The sequence below is a fragment of the Pseudomonas oryzicola genome, from assembly GCF_014269185.2.
GTDB classification, from domain to species: Bacteria; Pseudomonadota; Gammaproteobacteria; order Pseudomonadales; family Pseudomonadaceae; genus Aquipseudomonas; species Aquipseudomonas oryzicola.
The window spans coordinates 696,304-714,114 of record NZ_JABWRZ020000001.1; the positions used below are offsets into that span (position 1 = coordinate 696,304).

The following is a 17,811-nucleotide window of genomic DNA, read 5'->3' on the forward strand; positions in this document are numbered from 1 at the left end:
CTCCCCCTAGAACCACCCGTCTTGCATGGCGAGGCAGGTGTCGTCGCGCGCCTCGAGCAATGCCAGCTCATTATGGCAGCCCGGTACTTCCCAAGTCAGGAAATAGCGTGCGGCCTGCAGCTTGCCAAGGTAGAAGTCGCGGTCGACCGGGCTGCCCTTGAGCAGGCCAAGCTCGGCGTGAATGGCCTGTTCCAGCCAGCGCCAGCCGATCACGCAGTGGCCGAAGGCCTTGAGATACAGGGCCGAGTTGGCCAGGGCACTGGCGACTTTGCCTTCGGCCAGGTCGCCGAGCAGGGCCAGGGTGACGGCTTGCAGGCGATTGACCAGTTGTTCCAGTGGCTGGCGCAGTGGGTCGAGGTTGGGGTGATGGCTGGCGCGTTCGCCGGTGGCGGCGATCAGGCGGACCAGTTGCTTGAGCCCGGCGCCGTTGTGTTGTGCCAGCTTGCGGCCCAGCAGGTCAAGCGACTGGATGCCCTCGGTGCCTTCGTGAATGGGGTTCAGGCGGTTGTCGCGATAGTACTGCTCGACGGGGTATTCACGGGTGTAGCCGTGGCCGCCAAGAATCTGGATCGCCAGTTCGTTGGCCTTGAGGCAGAACGTCGAAGGCCAGGACTTTACGATCGGGGTCAGCAGGTCGAGCAGGTCCTGTGCCTGCTTGCGGGTGCTTTCATCGGCGGCGGTGTGGGTGTCATCGAACAGGCGCGCTGCGTACAGGCCCAGGTCGAACGCGCCTTCCACATAGGCCTTCTGGGCCAGCAGCATGCGCTTCACATCCGTGTGCTCGACAATCGGCACCGCCGGGCTGTGCGGGTCCTTGTTGTCCGGCAGCCGGCCCTGCGGCCGCTGGCGGGCATAGTCCAGCGAGTACAGGTAACCGGCGTAGCCGAGCATCACTGCGCCCATGCCAACGCCGATGCGGGCTTCGTTCATCATCTGGAACATGCAGGCCAGGCCCTGGTGCGGCTGGCCGACCAGGTAGCCAACGCACTGGCCGTTGTCGCCGAAGTTCAGCGCGGTGGAGGTGGTGCCACGCCAGCCCATCTTGTGGAACAGCCCGGCCAGCAGCACGTCGTTGCGTGGGCCGCGGCTGCCGTCCGGGTTGACCAGGTACTTCGGCACGATGAACAGCGAGATGCCTTTCACCCCGGGCGGGGCGTCCGGCAGCTTGGCCAGCACCATGTGCACGATGTTTTCCGACAGTTCGTGGTCGCCGCCGGAAATGAAGATCTTGTTGCCCTTGAGCCGGTAGCTGCCGTCACCGGCAGGCTCGGCACGGGTGCGGATATCGGCAAGCGAAGAGCCGGCATGGGGTTCGGTCAGGGCCATTGTGCCGAAGTAACGGCCCTCGATCATTGGCTGCAGGAACAGGCGCTTCTGTTCTTCGCCGCCGAAGCTTTCGATCAGGTTGGCTGCGCCCATGGTCAGGAACGGGTAGGCCGTGGTGCCGGCGTTGGCGGCCTGGAAGTGGGCGAAGCAGGCCTGTGAGACCAGGCTGGGCAACTGCATGCCGCCGACCTCGAAGTCGCGGTTGGCGTTGAGGAAGCCTGCTTCAAGGAAGGCGTTGATGGCAGGTTTCACTTCCGGGATCAGTTCGGCGCGGCCGTCGACGTAGCGTGGCTCGTTTTCATCGGCTTTGCGGTTGTGCGGGGCGAAGAGCTTTTCGGCGATGGTGCGGGCGGTGGTGAGCGCGGCGTCGAAGGTTTCGCGGCTGTGTTCGGCAAAGCGCGGGCGCTGGGTCAAGGCTTCGGCGTCGAGTACTTCGTAGAGCTCGAAGGCCAGGTTGCGGGGGCTGAGCAGGGTCTCGGGCATGGTTGCGGTCCTGAGGCGGGATGCTGCGAGTGTAGGTGGTTGGATGGCAAGAAAGGAGGTTAATAGGATTTGGTGATAGGGGTTCAGAAACTATTGAGGCCGCAGCTTTGACGCTAAAGAAAACGAAAGGCGAAAATTGATGCTAGTGGTCAACTGATTAGCGTATTCAGTTACGGATCAGGTATAGGTTCGTCAGCTTTTCATGGTATGCGGACCGATAAATTGATCTCCGGTTTAGGTGCGCCATCTGGGAAATTAAAAAGGAGAGCCGAGGCTCTCCTTTTCTTCAGCAACCCTCAGCCATCAGCCAATGGTCATCAGGCTGGCGTTACCACCCGCCGCCGCAGTGTTCACACTCACCGCCCGCTCGATCACCAGGCGCTCCAGCGCAATCTGATGATCCCCGCTGGACAGCCCGTGTACACCGACGATTGCCCCGGCACGCTTGGCCACCTGCTGGCACACGCCGCGCAGCTGGTCCGAGTCGCCATGGTGGATCACGGCGTCGAACGCCACTTCGTCCTTGTTCCAGTCCGCTACCAGCTTGATCTTGGCCTGCAGCTCTTTCGGCAGGCGAGCGCGCAGGCCCTTGCCAGGTTCACCGTCTACCCACACCGCCGAGCTACCCACAGCCAGCACTGCGGCGAACTGCGCCAGCAGGTCGGCTTCGTTGTCAGCCAGGCACAGCACGTGCTCACGCGGCAGGATGGTGTAGCTGTTGCGCTCGCCGGTCGGGCCTGGCAGCAGGCGGGCGATGCCGCTCTGCGACTGGCTGGCAAACTGGTTGCACAGCACGGCCAGGTCGGCATGCTGGTTGCTCTCGGCCCAGGCTTTCAGGCCGTGCAACGGCTTGATCAGTTGCTCGTGCAGGGTGCGGTCTGGCTTGCCTTCGCCGTCCTGCTGCTGGAAGTGGCGGCCAATCGCGTCGGCCGGGCGGGTCGACAGCAGGCGGTACAGGTACAGCGGGCCGCCGGCTTTCGGGCCGGTGCCGGACAGGCCTTCACCACCGAACGGTTGCACACCGACCACTGCACCAACGATGTTGCGGTTGACGTACATGTTGCCGGCATTGGCGGTTTCCACCACCTTGGCAATGGTCTCGTCGATGCGCGTGTGCACGCCGAGGGTCAGGCCGTAACCGGAGTTGTTGATCTGCTCGATCAGCTGGTCGAGATTGCGGCGGTTGTAGCGCACCACGTGCAGCACCGGGCCGAAGATCTCACGCTTCAGTTCGTCGAAGCTTTCCAGTTCGATCAGGGTCGGCATGACGAAGGTACCGCGCTTGATCTCGGCGGCATCGGCAATCGCCACCTGGTAGACCGGGCGGCCTTTCTCACGCATGCCCTGGATGTGCTTCTCGATGCCGGCCTTGGCTTCGGCGTCGATCACCGGGCCGATGTCCACGGCCAGGCGGTCCGGGCTACCCAGGCGGCTTTCGGCCATGGCGCCCTTGAGCATTTCGATCACGCGGTCGGCGGAGTCTTCCTGCAGGCACAGCACGCGCAGTGCCGAGCAACGCTGGCCGGCGCTGTCGAAGGCCGAGGACACCACGTCGATCACCACCTGCTCGGTCAGCGCCGAGGAGTCGACGATCATCGCGTTCTGGCCACCGGTTTCGGCGATCAGCGGGATCGGGCGGCCCTGGTTGTCCAGACGGCCGGCGACGTTGCGCTGGAGCAGGCGGGCGACTTCGGTGGAGCCGGTAAACATCACGCCCTTGACGCGCTCGTCACCGACCAGGCCGGCACCGACGGTTTCGCCACGGCCTGGCAGCAGTTGCAGCACGCCTTGCGGAATGCCGGCCTCCAGCAGCAGACGCACGGCCTGGGCGGCGATCAGCGGGGTTTGCTCGGCCGGCTTGGCCAGCACCGGGTTACCGGCGGCCAGGGCCGCGGCCACCTGGCCGGTGAAGATCGCCAGCGGGAAGTTCCACGGGCTGATGCACACCACCGGGCCCAACGGGCGGTGGGCGTCGTTGCTGAAGTCGTTGCGTGCCTGCACCGCGTAGTAGCGCAGGAAGTCCACGGCTTCACGCACTTCGGCGATGGCGTTGGCGAAGGTCTTGCCGGCTTCGCGGATGAGCAGGCCCATCAGCGGCTGGATCTCGGCTTCCATCAGGTCGGCGGTGCGTTCCAGGATGGCAGCACGTTCGGCCGGTGGGGTGGCCTGCCAGATCGGTGCGGCATTCAATGCGCACTGGATGGCGTTGTCGACGTCGGCGACAGTGGCTTCCTGCACATGGCCGACCACGTCGCGGTGGTCCGCCGGGTTCAGCACGGCGACGGCAGCGCTCTCGCTGGCGGCGCAGGCCAGCAGCGGGGCGGCTTTCCAGTCGTTGTGGGCAGTGGCCAGCATGGCGCAGGACAGCGACGCCAGGCGGTGTTCGTTGGCCATGTCGATGCCGGCCGAGTTGGCCCGCTCGCTGCCATACAGCTCACGCGGCAGCGGGATGCGCGGGTGCGGCAGGCCGATGCTGCCTTCCTGGGTGCCCATGCGCTCGATGCTGGCGACCGGGTCGGCGACCAGTTCCTGGATGGAGATCGAATGGTCGGCGATGCGGTTGACGAACGAAGTGTTGGCGCCGTTCTCCAGCAGGCGACGCACCAGGTAGGCCAGCAGCGTTTCGTGGGTGCCGACCGGTGCATAGACGCGGCACGGGCGGTTCAGCTTGCCTTCGGAAATCTTGCCGACCACCTGCTCGTACAACGGCTCGCCCATGCCGTGAAGGCACTGGAACTCGTACTGGCCCGGGTAGTAGTTCTGGCCGGCAATATGGTAGATGGCCGACAGGGTGTGGGCGTTGTGGGTGGCGAACTGCGGGTAAATGGCTTCTGGCACCGCCAGCAGCTTGCGGGCGCAGGCCACGTAGGACACGTCGGTGTACACCTTGCGGGTATAGACCGGGTAGCCTTCCAGGCCTTCGACCTGGGCGCGCTTGATCTCGCTGTCCCAGTAGGCGCCCTTCACCAGGCGGATCATCAGGCGGTGACGGCTGCGCTTGGCCAGGTCGATGACATAGTCGATCACGTAAGGGCAGCGCTTCTGGTAGGCCTGGATGACGAAGCCGATACCGTTCCAGCCGGCCAGCGAAGGCTCGAAGCACAGGCGCTCGAGCAGGTCGAGCGACAGCTCCAGGCGGTCGGCTTCCTCGGCGTCGATGTTCAGGCCGATGTCATACTGCTTGGCCAGCAGGGTCAGCGACAGCAGGCGCGGGTACAGCTCTTCCATCACGCGCTCGTACTGGGCGCGGCTGTAGCGCGGGTGCAGGGCCGACAGCTTGATCGAGATGCCCGGGCCTTCATAGATGCCACGGCCGTGGGAGGCCTTGCCGATCGAATGGATGGCCTGCTCGTAGGACGCCAGGTACTTCTGTGCGTCATGCTCGGTCAGTGCGGCTTCGCCGAGCATGTCGTAGGAATAGCGGAAGCCCTTGGACTCGAAGCGGCTGGCGTTGGCCAGGGCTTCGGCGATGGTTTCGCCAGTGACGAACTGCTCGCCCATCAGGCGCATGGCCATGTCGACGCCCTTGCGGATCATCGGCTCGCCGCTCTTGCCAATAATACGGGTGAGCGAGGCAGTGAGGCCGGATTCGTTGTGGGTGGACACCAGCTTGCCGGTCAGCAGCAGCCCCCAGGTGGCGGCATTGACGAACAGCGACGGGCTGTTGCCCAGGTGTGGCTGCCAGTTGCCGGTGCTGATCTTGTCGCGGATCAGCGCATCACGGGTGCCCTTGTCGGGGATGCGCAGCAGGGCTTCGGCCAGGCACATCAGCGCCACGCCTTCCTGGGACGACAGCGAGAACTCCTGCAGCAGGCCCTGGACGATACCGGCGCGGCCACCGGCGCTCTTCTGGTTACGCAGTTTTTCCGCAAGGCCTGCGGCCATCTTGTTGGTCGCCTCGGCCAGTGGGACGCTCAGGCGTGCCTGTTCCAGCAGCATCGGCACCACTTCCTGTTCGGGGCGGCGATAGGCGGCGGTAATCGCCGAGCGCAGCACCGACTGCGGCAGGATGCTCTCGGCGAATTCGAGGAAGCACTGGTGGCTGTGGTCGGGCTGGATTTCTCCAGCGTCGTCGGCCAGGTTGCTGGCGTGACCGTTGAGTTCGGTCAGGGTGGCACCACCCTCGAGCTTCTCCAGGTAGTTGAAGATCGCTTGCTTGATCAACCAGTGCGGCGTGCGGTCAATGGACTGCGCAGCTGCCTTGAGTCGCTCACGGGTCGGGTCATCGAGTTTGACCCCAAGGGTGGTCGTCGCCATTTCTTATCCTCGTTATTGCCACGGTTGTGGCCTAAGCTGGCGCCAAGAGTAGCTGTAGGACAATTCGGGTGCAACCAGGTGCAACCCTAATTTTTGATGAAAAAGGTGCAACTCGTCAGCTGTCCGGTCAAGCGCTCTGAAAAGGGGTGTTTTCGGTGCGTTTTATTCTGAAAACCGGCCTCATTGCTCCCAAAAGGAGCAAAAAACGGGCTTTATCGGAAAATGCGCCGGCAGGTGCAACTTGCAGGTGGAAAATGGTTGCACCCGCTTCGCGTTGTTGCATAGCATTCGCCGCCTGGGTGCAACCGCCATGGCTGCGGTTGTGCATGAGATAAAAACAAACGCCAGGGCACACATATGGGCAACCCACTAACGATCACGTTCGTGATCTACATCGCGGCAATGGTGCTGATCGGCTTCGCGGCCTATCGCTCCACCAAGAACCTCTCCGACTACATCCTCGGCGGACGCAGCCTGGGCAGCGTGGTTACCGCGCTTTCTGCCGGTGCGTCAGACATGAGCGGCTGGCTGCTGATGGGCCTGCCGGGCGCCATCTACTTCGCCGGTTTGTCCGAAGCCTGGATTGCCATCGGCCTGACCGTCGGCGCCTACCTGAACTGGCTGTTCGTCGCTGGCCGCCTGCGCGTGCAGACCGAGCACAACGGCGATGCACTGACCCTGCCGGACTACTTCTCCAGCCGTTTCGAAGACCATAGCGGCCTGCTGCGGATCATTTCGGCCATCGTGATCCTGGTGTTCTTCACCATCTATTGCGCTTCCGGCATCGTTGCCGGTGCCCGTCTGTTCGAGAGCACCTTCGGCATGCCGTACGAAACCGCCCTGTGGGCCGGCGCGGCGGCAACCATCGCCTACACCTTCATTGGTGGGTTCCTGGCAGTGAGCTGGACCGATACCGTGCAGGCATCGCTGATGATCTTCGCGCTTATCCTCACCCCGGTGATCGTGCTGATCTCCACCGGCGGTTTCGACCAGACCTTTGCCGCCGTCGAGGCGGTCAACCCGGCGCACTTCGACATGCTCAAGGGTGCAACCTTCATCGGCGTCATCTCGCTGATGGGCTGGGGCCTGGGCTATTTCGGCCAGCCGCACATCCTGGCGCGTTTCATGGCTGCCGACTCGGTGAAGTCGATCGCCAACGCCCGTCGTATCTCCATGACCTGGATGATCCTGTGCCTGGCTGGTACCTGTGCCGTGGGCTTCTTCGGTATCGCCTACTTCTCGGCTCATCCCGAGCTGGCCGGCCCGGTTACCGAGAACCACGAGCGTGTGTTCATCGAGCTGGCCAAGATCCTGTTCAACCCGTGGGTCGCCGGTGTACTGCTGTCGGCCATCCTGGCCGCCGTCATGAGCACCCTGAGCTGCCAGCTGCTGGTGTGCTCCAGCGCCCTGACCGAGGACTTCTACAAGGCCTTCCTGCGCAAGAATGCTTCGCAGGTCGAGCTGGTGTGGGTCGGTCGCCTGATGGTGCTGGCCGTGGCCCTGATCGCCATCGCCCTGGCCGCCAACCCGGAAAACCGTGTGCTGGGCCTGGTGGCTTATGCCTGGGCCGGTTTCGGTGCTGCATTCGGCCCGGTGGTGCTGATTTCGGTGCTGTGGAAAGGCATGACCCGTAACGGCGCGCTGGCCGGTATCGTGGTCGGTGCGCTGACCGTGATCCTGTGGAAGAACTTCGACACCCTCGGGTTGTACGAAATCATCCCGGGCTTCCTGTTCGCCAGCATCGCCATCATCGTGGTGAGCAAGCTGGGCAACCCGTCGAAAGCGATGGTACAGCGCTTCGAAACGGCTGATGCGGCGTATCACGCTGACAAGTAATACCGGTTGAATCGGCGGCGCCTGCTTCGCGGGCCTGCCCGCTCCCACAGGAACTCCACAGCATTTGAGATCTGTGCAGGCCGTGTGGGAGCGGGCAAGCCCGCGAAGCAGCTCGCGCCGATCGACAGGCAGGCCTGACTCCGCCTGCAAGGCAAGGTAAACTTGCCACCCCCGCAGGAGTTGCCATGAATTATCGTCACGCCTTCCACGCCGGCAACCACGCCGACGTCCTCAAGCACATCGTGCTGACCCGCCTCATCGCCCTGATGTCGCGCAAGGAGCAGCCGTTCGCCTACATCGACACCCACGCAGGGCTCGGCCTGTACGACCTGCAAGGTGACCAGGCAACCCGCACCGGCGAATACCTGGAAGGGGTGGCCCGCCTGTGGAACCGCGATGACCTGCCGGCCATGGCTGCTGACTACCTGCGTATCATCAAGCGCCTGAATGCTGATGGCGAGCTGCGCTATTACCCCGGTTCGCCCGAGCTGGCCCGCCGCCTGATGCGCCAGCAGGACCGCGCCCTGCTCAACGAGAAGCACCCCGAAGACGGGCCGCTGCTCAAGGAAAACATGAAGAAGGACCCGCGCGTGGTCGTGCACCTGGGCGAAGGTTGGCATGTGCCGCGCGCCCTGCTGCCGGTGCAGGAAAAGCGCGCGATCATGCTGATCGACCCGCCGTTCGAGCAGGCTGATGAATTGAAGCGCTGCACCACGGCGATGAAAGAAGCGATCAGCCGCATGCGCCAGACGGTCGCGGCCATCTGGTATCCGATCAAGGATCAGCGTTCGCTGACCCGTTTCTACCAGGACCTGACCAGCACCGGCGCACCGAAGCTGCTGCGGGTCGAGCTGTACGTGCACCACCAGGACAGCCCGCAGGGCCTCAATGGTTCTGGCCTGGCCATCGCCAACCCGCCGTGGGGGCTGGAGGAAGAACTCCGCGAGCTGCTGCCATGGCTGGCCAAGGAGCTGGCGCAGACCGCCGGTAGCTTCCGTATGGACTGGCTGATCGCCGAATAATATCGGTTGCCTGTACCGGCTTCATCGCCGGTACAGGTTGCCGCGTTGCGCACATGTTTGCGTTATAATCCCGCCCTTTAGCCGCCACCCGCCCACCGAGCCGCTGGCGCATTTCTACCGAATGAAGAGGTTGATCCCTTGGCATTGACGATTCTTGGCCTGTCCGGCGCCCTTAGCCATGACCCTTCCGCGGCCCTGTACATCGACGGCAAGCTGGTTGCCGCCGCCGAAGAAGAGCGCTTCGTGCGTGACAAGCATGCGAAGAACCGCATGCCCTACGAGTCGGCGAAGTTCTGCCTGGAGCAGGCTGGCATCAAGCCATCTGACGTCGATGTAGTTGCCATCCCGTTCGCCCCGATCAGCCTGTTTGGCAAGGCACGCTGGCACTACGCCAAGCGTTACTGGTACGCCCCGGACCGCGCCCTCGACGCCATCCTGATGGGCAACCGTCGCTACAAGCGTTACCGCAAGAAGATCGTCTGGTGCCTGGAGCAACTGGGTTTCGACCCGAAAAAGGTCAAGATCGAGCCGGTCGAGCACCACCTGGCCCACGCCTCCAGCGCTTACCACTGCTCGGGCTTCAAGGAGAAGACCGCGATCCTCGGCATCGACGGTAAAGGTGAGTACGCCACCACCTTCTTTGGCTACGGCGAAAACGGCAAGATTCACAAGATCAAGGAATTCTTCGATCCGGACTCGCTGGGTGGCTTGTACGGTGCAATCACCGAGTTCCTCGGCTTCGAGATGCTCGACGGCGAGTTCAAGGTCATGGGCATGGCGCCGTATGGCGATGCCAGCAAGTACGACTTCTCGCGCCTGGCCAGCTTCGAAAACGGCGAACTGGTGATCAATACCGAATACGCCAACGTGATCGGCCTGCGCCGCTATAAAGAGAAGGGCAAGGGCTTCTACTTCTCGCCGAAGCTGATCGAATGGCTGGGGCCCAAGCGCGAAGGCGACATCGCCGACGAGCCTTATATCCATTACGCGGCCAGCATGCAGGCACTGTTCGAAAAGATCGCCCTGCAGATGATCGACCATTACCTGGGCGATACCCTGCGTGAAACCGGCAAGCTGGCCTTTGCTGGCGGCTGTGCGTTGAATGTAAAGCTCAACCAGAAAATCATTGCCCGTTCCGATGTGAAGGAACTCTTCGTGCAACCGGCTTCTGGGGACGCCGGTACCGCCGTGGGCGCTGCCGCCTACGTTTCCCACGCCCGTGGCGTGCCGGTCGAGAAGATGGAACACGTCTACCTCGGCCCGTCGTACTCCAACGAAGATGTGATCGCCGCCTGCGCCCGTCACCCGAACGCGCCGAAGTGGCGCAAGCTTGACGACATGCCGCAGCGCATCGCCCGGATCATGGTCGATGGCAACCCGGTGGCCTGGTTCCAGGGCCGCATGGAGTTCGGTCCGCGTGCCCTGGGTGGCCGTTCGATCATCGGTTGCCCGAGCGTGCCGGGCGTGGCCGACCGCATCAACGAGCAGATCAAGTTCCGCGAGCGCTGGAGACCTTTCTGCCCATCGATGCTCGACACCGTCGCCCCGCAGATGATCAAGGTCGATCACCCCGCACCGTTCATGACCTTCACCTTCGAAGTGGCTGAAGAGTGGAAAAACCGCGTGCCGGAAGTCGTCCACGAGGATGGCACGTCGCGGGCCCAGGTGCTCAAGCGCGGGTACAACCCGCGCTACTACGACATGATGAAGGCGTTGGAGGACCTCACCGGCAACGGCGTGTCGCTCAACACCTCGCTGAACCGCCGCGGTGAACCGATGATCTGCTCGCCGACCGACGCCTTGAACATGTTCTTCGGCTCGGACCTGCAGTACCTGATCATGGAAGACATCCTGGTTGTGAAGGACGGCGCGGCCCCGTATGACCAGCCGCTCTGAACCGCGCATCCTGCAGTTCTGCCATGGTTATGACGGGCCGTTCCTGGACTGCGCCCGTCAGTACGCCAGCCTGTTCCAGGGGCGTGGCTACCAGGTGACCACGGTGTTCCTCACCGGCGCTGCCGACCCGCAAGTGGCGGCCGGCTGTGCGTCGGACGAGGTAGTGTTCCTCGAGTTCAGCTCCAAGGCCGTGCGCGGCCTGAAGCTCGGCGCCATCCGCGCGTTGCGGCGGATTGCGGCCGAGCGCAATTTCGCCTTCTGCATTGCCCATCGTTTCAAGCCGATCTATGTGGCGCTGTTGGGTACCGGCCTGCCGGTGATCGGTGTGCATCATGCCTTTGGTGACTATCAGCGCAAGGGTCGTCGGCTGTTCGCCAGCCTGTTCAGCAAGCGCCTCAGCTTGCTCGGGGTATCGGACGCAGTGCGTGATGATATGCGCCGCTGTCTGCCGCAGTGGCCGGCAGAGCGTATCCAGACCCTGTACAACCGCATTGATATCGACGCTCTGCAAGCGGCCCTGGTGTCGCGCGCCGAGGCTCGCCAGGCCCTGGGCCTGGATGCGCAGGCGTGGATTGTCGGCAATGTCGGACGCCTGCACCCGGACAAGGACCAGACCACCCTGTTGCGTGGCTTTGCCGAAGCGCTGCCGGGGCTGCCGGCCGGTGCACGCCTGGCGATCCTCGGCAAGGGCCGCCTGGAAGCCAGGCTCAAGGCGCTGGCCGCCGAACTGGGCATTGCCGGGCACGTGGACTTCCTTGGCCAGGTACCGGACGCGCGCCGCTATTTCCAGGCCTTCGACGTGTTCGCCCTGAGCTCCGACCATGAGCCGTTCGGCATGGTCCTGCTCGAAGCGATGGTCGCCGGTGTTCCGGTGCTGGCCACGGCCTGTGGCGGTGCGCGCGAGGTGGTCGAAGGGGTTGGTGTGCTGTTCCCGCTGGGCGATGCCGGGCAACTGGCCCAAGGCCTGAAGCACCTGGCTGTGCTCGATGCGGCGCAGCGCCAGGCCTGTGCCGAACACATGCTGCAGCGCCTGCGTGAGCGTTTCTCCGACCAGGCGGTGCGCGAGGCCTTCTGGCAACTGCCGCAGGTTCGCTCACTGGTAGGGAAGGCCTGATGCTCAACCGAATCCAGGCTTTCCGCGAGCGCGGTTGGCAAGCCATCGACGCCAAGGCCTATGCCGAGGCGTGGGCCCGCTTTGGCGGCAGTGTCGCCACCCACCCGCGGGTGGTCGAGCAACTGGCCGACCTGGCGCAGATCCCGGTGCGTTACCTCGGTTGGTACCAGGCCGGCGAGCTGAAGGCAGCCATACCCGCCTGGGGGCACCACCTGGCGCTGTCCAAGGATGTGCTCAAGCGTGCTGGCAAGAAAGCCCTGTTCGACTTGGGCAATGCCGAGATCATCCTGCCGGCGGCGGCCGATGCCGCTGCACCGTTGCGCCATGCAGCGCGCTACCTGTCCGAACTGAACCAGGGCCGTTTCAGCGGCCTGAAGGTGCAGAAGGAACAGCTGGCCATGGCTCGCGCCCCTGAAGACCTGTCGAAGAAGTTCCGCTACAACCAGCGCCGCGAGCTACGCCTGCTGGAAGAGGCGGGCGGCGTGGTGCGCCCGATCAGCGACTTCAGCGCGCAGGAAGTTGCTGGCATGTACTGCGACCTTTTCCAGCGCCGCTGGGGCTTCCCGGCCACCGGTGCCGAGCGCATGGCCGATGTGCTGGAGCGCCTGCGCGAGCTGCTGATCGGCTCGGTGCTGCTGCTGGAAGGCAAGCCGATAGCCATCCAGCTGGTGTACCGTGTCGAAGCGCCGGAGTGGATCAGCGTGGAGTACATCAATGGTGGCGTCGACCCGGAAACCAAGGCCTTCAGCCCTGGCAGCGTACTGAGCTTCCTCAATACCCAGGCCGCCTGGGAGGACGCCCGTGCGCGCAACAAGCCGCTGCGGTTCTCGTTCGGCCGTGCCGACCGTGAGTACAAGGACCGCTGGTGCAACCCCGTGCCGGTGTATCAGGCGTGAGCCGCAAGCAGCAGTTGCTCAAGCGCCACCGGCGCAACAAGCGCCTGGGCTTGCTGGTGGGCCTGGTCGCGTTGGTTGCCTTGGGGGTATTCACCTGGTGGTGGTTGCCGCTGCTGCTGTTACCGATGTTGTGGGCAGGTCACGAAGCCTGGTTTGCCGACCATCTGTTCTATGCGCCTGGCGAGGACTACGTCTACGACTTCGGCGATCAGGCCCGGGCGGTTGTCGCCAGCCTCGACGCTGGCCTGCTCAAGGCCGACTGTGTGTTGCAAGGCAACGAAACCCTGATCCTCGAACTGCAGGTAAAAAGCAGCTGGCTGGGACGCTTGTTCGACCCGAAGGTCGAGCTGCTGGCTAGCGGGCAGGACGATCGGCAAACCTTCGAGCGCGGTGTCGATGGCGTGCGTTTTCTCAACCTGACCGGCTTGGCCGCGCCCTTGCAAAAAGGCTTGTTGCGCCTGCGTGCCCGCCATTGCCGCTTGCTAGGCCAGCCGCGCCTGTGGATAACCCCGGCGGTCGAATTGCAGCGGCGGCGGGTGATGGTGATCGCGCCGCATGCCGATGACGCCGAGCTGGCCGCATACGGTCTCTACAGTCAGGCCGACGAAACCTGGGTGGTAACCCTCACCGCCGGTGAAATCGAGGCTGAGCACTACCAGCAGATGGGCCTGGCCGAGGCCGAGGCTGCGCGGTTGAAAGGTCGCCTGCGGGCCTGGGACAGCATCGCCGTGCCACGCTGGGCCGGTGTGCCGCAGTCGCGTTGCGTGCAGCTGGGCTATTTCTGCCTGCAACTGCCTGCCATGCAGGCCGCGCCAGACCAGCCGGTTGCCTCTCGTGAGGCCGAGCTCGCCGATGTCCGGGTGTTCCGCCAGTTCAACCCGTTCCCGCTGCCGGCCGACGGCGATGGAGCACCGACCTGGCACAACCTGCTGGCCGACCTGCGGGCCTTGCTGGAAATGGCCAGGCCGCAGGTGCTGGTGATGCCACACCCGCAGCTCGACCCGCACCCTGACCACATCTGCGCCCAGGCGGCAGTGCTGGAGGCCTTGCAAGGCCTGGCCTGGCAGCCACAAACCCTGCTTTGCTACGCCAACCACCTGCATGACAACGACCGCTGGCCGATGGGCGACAGTGGCGATGGCGTGGCCTTGCCACCGCAGTTGAGCGCTGATCAGGCCTGGGCACCCTGCAGCCTGGTGCTGGACCTGGCGACCCAGCGTGACAAGGCCATGGCCCTGGGCATGATGCATGACCTGCAGCCTCCTGCGCCGTTCAAGCGCCGTGTGCGTCGCTTGTTGCAGCGCTGGCTGGCCGGGCGGCGGCCATCGCCTTACGGGGAGAACGAGTTCTTCCGCAAGGCCGTGCGCCGACATGAGCTGTTCTGGCGGCGTGAGCTGTAGCTTCCCCATGGTTGACCGCGATGGCGCAGAGCGCCCAAGGAAAGCAATGAAAGTCCTATTTCTGGTGCAGAAGGAACAGCGGGCCATTCTCGACCGCCTGTACGATGGCGTCGCGGCCAACTGTGAATGCGACCTGCGTTGGCTGACCAGCGAAGACCAGCGCAACCTGCGCCGCTATTTCAAGCGCGAAGTGCAGGTCGAGCGCTATGATCGCATCGTGTTCTTCCTGCGTTTCAAGCAGGAGATTCGCCAGGTGGCGTTCATCCGCACGGTGCCGAACCTGGTCATTCTCGAGCATGACGCCTACCAGAACTACATCCCGTGCAAGTACACCGGCAAGTTCAGTGCGCATTACCGTCAGCTGCCATGGGCGCGCGTGATCAGCTCTGGCTACATGGTCAGCGAGCGCCTGCGCCAGGAAGGTTTCGATGCCGTGTTCGTGCCCAAGGGCTACGACGAGCAGTTGCTGGGCGACCAGGGGCGTGAGCGTGACATCGAACTGGCCTTCGTCGGCAGCACCAACAGCGTGGCCTATAGCGGCCGCAAGGCGCTGCTGGATGAACTGGGCCGGGTCGAGGACCTGGTAGTGACCCGCACCAAGTCGGGTGAGGACTACTGCAACACGCTCAACCGTATTCGCTTTTTCGTCAGCGCCGACGTCGGCATGGGCGAATACATGATCAAGAACTTCGAAGCCATGGCCTGTGGCTGTGTGTTGCTGGCGTATGACCAGGGCGAGGAAGAGAACCGCGCGCTGGGCCTGCAGGACATGCACAACGTGGTGTTCTATAACAGCATTCCGACCCTGCAGGAAAAGCTCCGCCGTTTGCGCGCGGAGCCCGAACTGGCCCGGCGGATTGCGGAAAACGGCCGCCAGCTGGCGGTTTCCCGGTTTAGTTTCGCCGCAGTTGGTCGTAGCATCGTCGACCACATGCGCCCGGCGCTCAGGCCCCACCCACCGTTATCTGCATGGCAGCGGTTGCGCTTGAAACTGGGCATCTAACATAAGAACTTTCGCACCTACGGAGCAGGTGTTGAAAGTCGATAGTCGCAAGGCGGAGGGAGTCCGGTGCGCTTTTCAAATGAGAGTGACGTCACGCTCGTCGTGACCAGTTGTGGGCGGTTCGATCTGCTCAAAGATACCCTTGAGAGTTTCGACCGCTGCAACACCGCGCCGATTCGTGAGGTATTCATCACCGAAGACTCCGGTGATGACGCCGTGCATGCGGCTGTGCCGGAACACTGGAAACCGCACTGCAAGGTGTTCGTGAACCGACCCAAACTCGGCCAGTTGCCGTCCATCGATCTGGCCTACAGCCACGTCAAGACACCTTACATCTTCCATTGCGAGGACGACTGGCATTTCTATCGCCAGGGGTTCATAGAAGATTCCCGAGCCATTCTGGATGTCAGCCCTGGCCTGTTGCAGGTCTGGCTGCGCAGTCATGCCCATGACCTGGCCATCCATAGCCCGTACATCCACCTCGGTGATCGCCAGGTGATCGCCGGCGTGCCTTGCTATCCGTTGCTGTCCGATAAGGCCGAGTGGCAGGCGTTTTCGCTTAACCCCGGGCTGCGTCGTTTGAGCGACTACCAACGCTGTGCGCCATTTGCCGCCTATGCTGGAGAAAAAGCACTTTCTCGACGCTACGCTGAGTTAAATCTGACAGCGGTCACCTTGGAGGGTGATGCAGTATTGCATACTGGATTTGGTAATCATGTGACCTTGCCGATTGAAGTGGAGCGCAAGACCAAACGTCGTAAACGTGACCGTATGAAATTGGCGTTGACGCTGGTGGCGGGGGCCGTGGTTGGCATGGGAATCACCATTCTTGTTCAATAAAGTCGCTGTTCCACCGGACGTGAGCGGGAGAGAGCCCATGAACATCGTCAATATGATGTGGGCGGGTGGAACGCCGTACATGTCCATCCACAAGGTTCATCGGCAGGTGCTGGCGCATGCGGGCGCCGATGCCCGGATCAGTAACTGGCTGCTGCTGGGCAGCGGCCTCTGTTGTGGAATCGGTTCGACCCGGGAGTGGCACATGCCGTCGCGGGCACTGAAGGGGCGCCACCTCTGGCGCCTGTTGCGCCCGTGGTTGCGCATGCGCTTGCGCAAGGCGCTGAACGAGGCCCAGGCTGAAGTCGTGCTGCTGGATGGTGTCGGTGTGGCGCGGCTGGTGTTGCCGTTGTTGCATCAGGTTCCGCAGTTGCGTGCCAAGGTGCTGTTTCATGGCAAGACCCGCCTGAGTGCCAGCGATGTGCGCTTACTGCGCAGTTACCCGGCAGAGCGGCTGAGCATTGCTGCCGTTTCGCAGACGCTTGCCGCATCGCTTGAGCACGAACTGAACCGGCCGGTGCAGACCTTGCGCATGGCCCTTGATCCGCTGGCTTTCGCCGAGCCGCTATTGAGCCGGGAGGCGGCCAGGCAGGCTTTGCAGTTGCCACAGGCAACCGGGGTGATGTTGGGCGCGGTCGGGCGGTTGGTCGAGAGCAAGGGCTTCGAGATGCTGATCAAGGCGTTCGCCAAAGCCAGTGTGGGCCAGCCGGGCCTACAGTTGGCAATCATTGGCGAGGGGCCCCTGCGTGCGTTGCTGCAGGCCCGTATCGACGCGCTGGGCCTGACCGGGCGTGTTCACCTCAGCGGCCACCGCGACGACCTGCAGCAGTTATACCGGGCATTCGACTGGCTGTTGGTACCTTCGCGCTCCGAAGGGCTGGGGTTGGTGGTGCAGGAGGCGGTCATGGCCGACGTGCCGGTGGTGTGCAGCGACCTGCAGGTGTTCCGCGAACAGTTGCAGGATACCGGTGGTTACTTGCCCGTTGCCAATGAAAACGCCTGGGCAGAGGCGATCGAGCGTTGTGCTGCGCTCAATGCCTCGCTGGTAGCCGCCCGGCAGCGGCAGGCACTGGCCCCGGAACAGGCCTGGCAGGCGTTCTGCAACGGCTCGCAGAGCCTGCTGCGCAGTTGAGCCTCAGCGCGCCAGCAGGGCTGCCTCGAAGGCGGCAAGGGGGAAGCGGTCAGCGAGTTTCTCTCGCTCGATGTAGCGCACCATGTGCTGGACGTTGCGTCGAATCATGCGCCCCGAAAGCGGCGGGCGCAGGAAGCGCATGTCAGCCACGTCGATCAGTCCCAACTGCTGATCGGGCGTGACCACTACATTGCCCAGGTGCAACGAGCGGAAATACACCCCGTTGCGGTGCAGTTGGTGAATCAGCTCGACCAGACGCGGCAGGTAGGTGTCCCAACTGAACCCTTCATCGCGCGACAGCTGCAACAGGGTGCGCCCTGGCAGCGGCCGATACAGCACGGCGGTACGGCCCGGCAGGTCGAGCTTGTGCTGGCTGATCACTTGCAGGGTGGGAATGCCCATTTGCGCCAGGCGCGCGGCGTTGTCGACGAAGCGCTGGGAGTATGGACGCAGCAGTGCAGATGAAATAAGCCGCTTCCTGCGAAAAACCTTGAGGAAATTACCATCCGCGAGCAGGTAGACTTTGGCGCCATGGCTGTCTGCCTCTAGCACCTGGGCGCCTAGTGTCAGCTGATCGAAGTCGACCTGGTTGAGCCGGGAGCATTGCAT

General features: G+C 63.5%; 13 protein-coding genes. 9 read left to right on the forward strand and 4 right to left on the reverse strand.

What is annotated here, in order from left to right; genetic code table 11:
• Positions 1-6: 6 nt before the first annotated feature.
• The 3 genes from HU760_RS03130 to HU760_RS03140 all read right to left on the reverse strand — a co-directional run bounded on the left by HU760_RS03130 (position 7) and on the right by HU760_RS03140 (position 6,349).
• Positions 7-1,809, reverse strand: a complete 1,803-nt coding sequence (locus HU760_RS03130; RefSeq protein WP_186672427.1) for an acyl-CoA dehydrogenase — start codon at positions 1,807-1,809, stop codon at positions 7-9.
• A 303-nt stretch (positions 1,810-2,112) separates the two neighbouring features.
• Complete coding sequence (gene putA / locus HU760_RS03135; protein ID WP_186672435.1) at positions 2,113-6,066, reverse strand: trifunctional transcriptional regulator/proline dehydrogenase/L-glutamate gamma-semialdehyde dehydrogenase; 3,954 nt, start codon at positions 6,064-6,066, stop codon at positions 2,113-2,115.
• Between the two features lie 127 nt (positions 6,067-6,193).
• Entirely contained in the window at positions 6,194-6,349 is a 156-nt protein-coding gene (locus HU760_RS03140; protein ID WP_186672437.1) for a hypothetical protein, read from the reverse strand.
• Positions 6,350-6,423: 74 nt separating this feature from the next.
• Here HU760_RS03140 and putP point away from each other — a divergent pair, with 74 nt between their 5' ends.
• The 9 genes from putP to HU760_RS03185 all read left to right on the forward strand — a co-directional run bounded on the left by putP (position 6,424) and on the right by HU760_RS03185 (position 17,202).
• On the forward strand, positions 6,424-7,902 hold the full coding sequence (gene putP / locus HU760_RS03145) for a sodium/proline symporter PutP (RefSeq protein WP_186672439.1): 1,479 nt from the start codon (positions 6,424-6,426) through the stop codon (positions 7,900-7,902).
• A gap of 185 nt (positions 7,903-8,087) precedes the next feature.
• A complete protein-coding gene (locus HU760_RS03150) occupies positions 8,088-8,924 on the forward strand; it encodes a 23S rRNA (adenine(2030)-N(6))-methyltransferase RlmJ (RefSeq protein ID WP_170033092.1) in 837 nt (278 codons plus the stop codon).
• 138 nt (positions 8,925-9,062) lie between these two features.
• A complete protein-coding gene (locus tag HU760_RS03155) occupies positions 9,063-10,820 on the forward strand; it encodes a carbamoyltransferase family protein (RefSeq protein WP_186672440.1) in 1,758 nt (585 codons plus the stop codon).
• Positions 10,804-11,934: a glycosyltransferase gene (locus HU760_RS03160; protein WP_186672442.1), complete on the forward strand. Its 1,131-nt coding sequence runs from the start codon at positions 10,804-10,806 to the stop codon at positions 11,932-11,934. The genes HU760_RS03155 and HU760_RS03160 overlap by 17 nt, the downstream gene beginning before the upstream one ends.
• Positions 11,934-12,830 carry an antimicrobial resistance protein Mig-14 gene (locus tag HU760_RS03165; protein ID WP_186672444.1) on the forward strand — a complete coding sequence of 299 codons (897 nt, stop codon included), beginning with the start codon at positions 11,934-11,936 and terminating at the stop codon, positions 12,828-12,830. The genes HU760_RS03160 and HU760_RS03165 overlap by 1 nt, the downstream gene beginning before the upstream one ends.
• Entirely contained in the window at positions 12,827-14,230 is a 1,404-nt protein-coding gene (locus tag HU760_RS03170; RefSeq protein WP_186672978.1) for a PIG-L deacetylase family protein, read from the forward strand. Before HU760_RS03165 ends, HU760_RS03170 begins: the two co-directional genes overlap by 4 nt.
• Before the next feature lie 46 nt (positions 14,231-14,276).
• Entirely contained in the window at positions 14,277-15,233 is a 957-nt protein-coding gene (locus tag HU760_RS03175; protein WP_186672446.1) for a glycosyltransferase family protein, read from the forward strand.
• A gap of 66 nt (positions 15,234-15,299) precedes the next feature.
• Complete coding sequence (locus HU760_RS03180) at positions 15,300-16,073, forward strand: glycosyltransferase family 2 protein (RefSeq protein WP_186672448.1); 774 nt, start codon at positions 15,300-15,302, stop codon at positions 16,071-16,073.
• Between the two features lie 37 nt (positions 16,074-16,110).
• Positions 16,111-17,202, forward strand: a complete 1,092-nt coding sequence (locus HU760_RS03185; RefSeq protein WP_186672450.1) for a glycosyltransferase — start codon at positions 16,111-16,113, stop codon at positions 17,200-17,202.
• 3 nt (positions 17,203-17,205) lie between these two features.
• Here the strand turns inward: HU760_RS03185 and HU760_RS03190 are convergent, their stop codons facing one another.
• Positions 17,206-17,811 carry a toluene tolerance protein gene (locus tag HU760_RS03190; protein ID WP_186672452.1) on the reverse strand — a complete coding sequence of 202 codons (606 nt, stop codon included), beginning with the start codon at positions 17,809-17,811 and terminating at the stop codon, positions 17,206-17,208.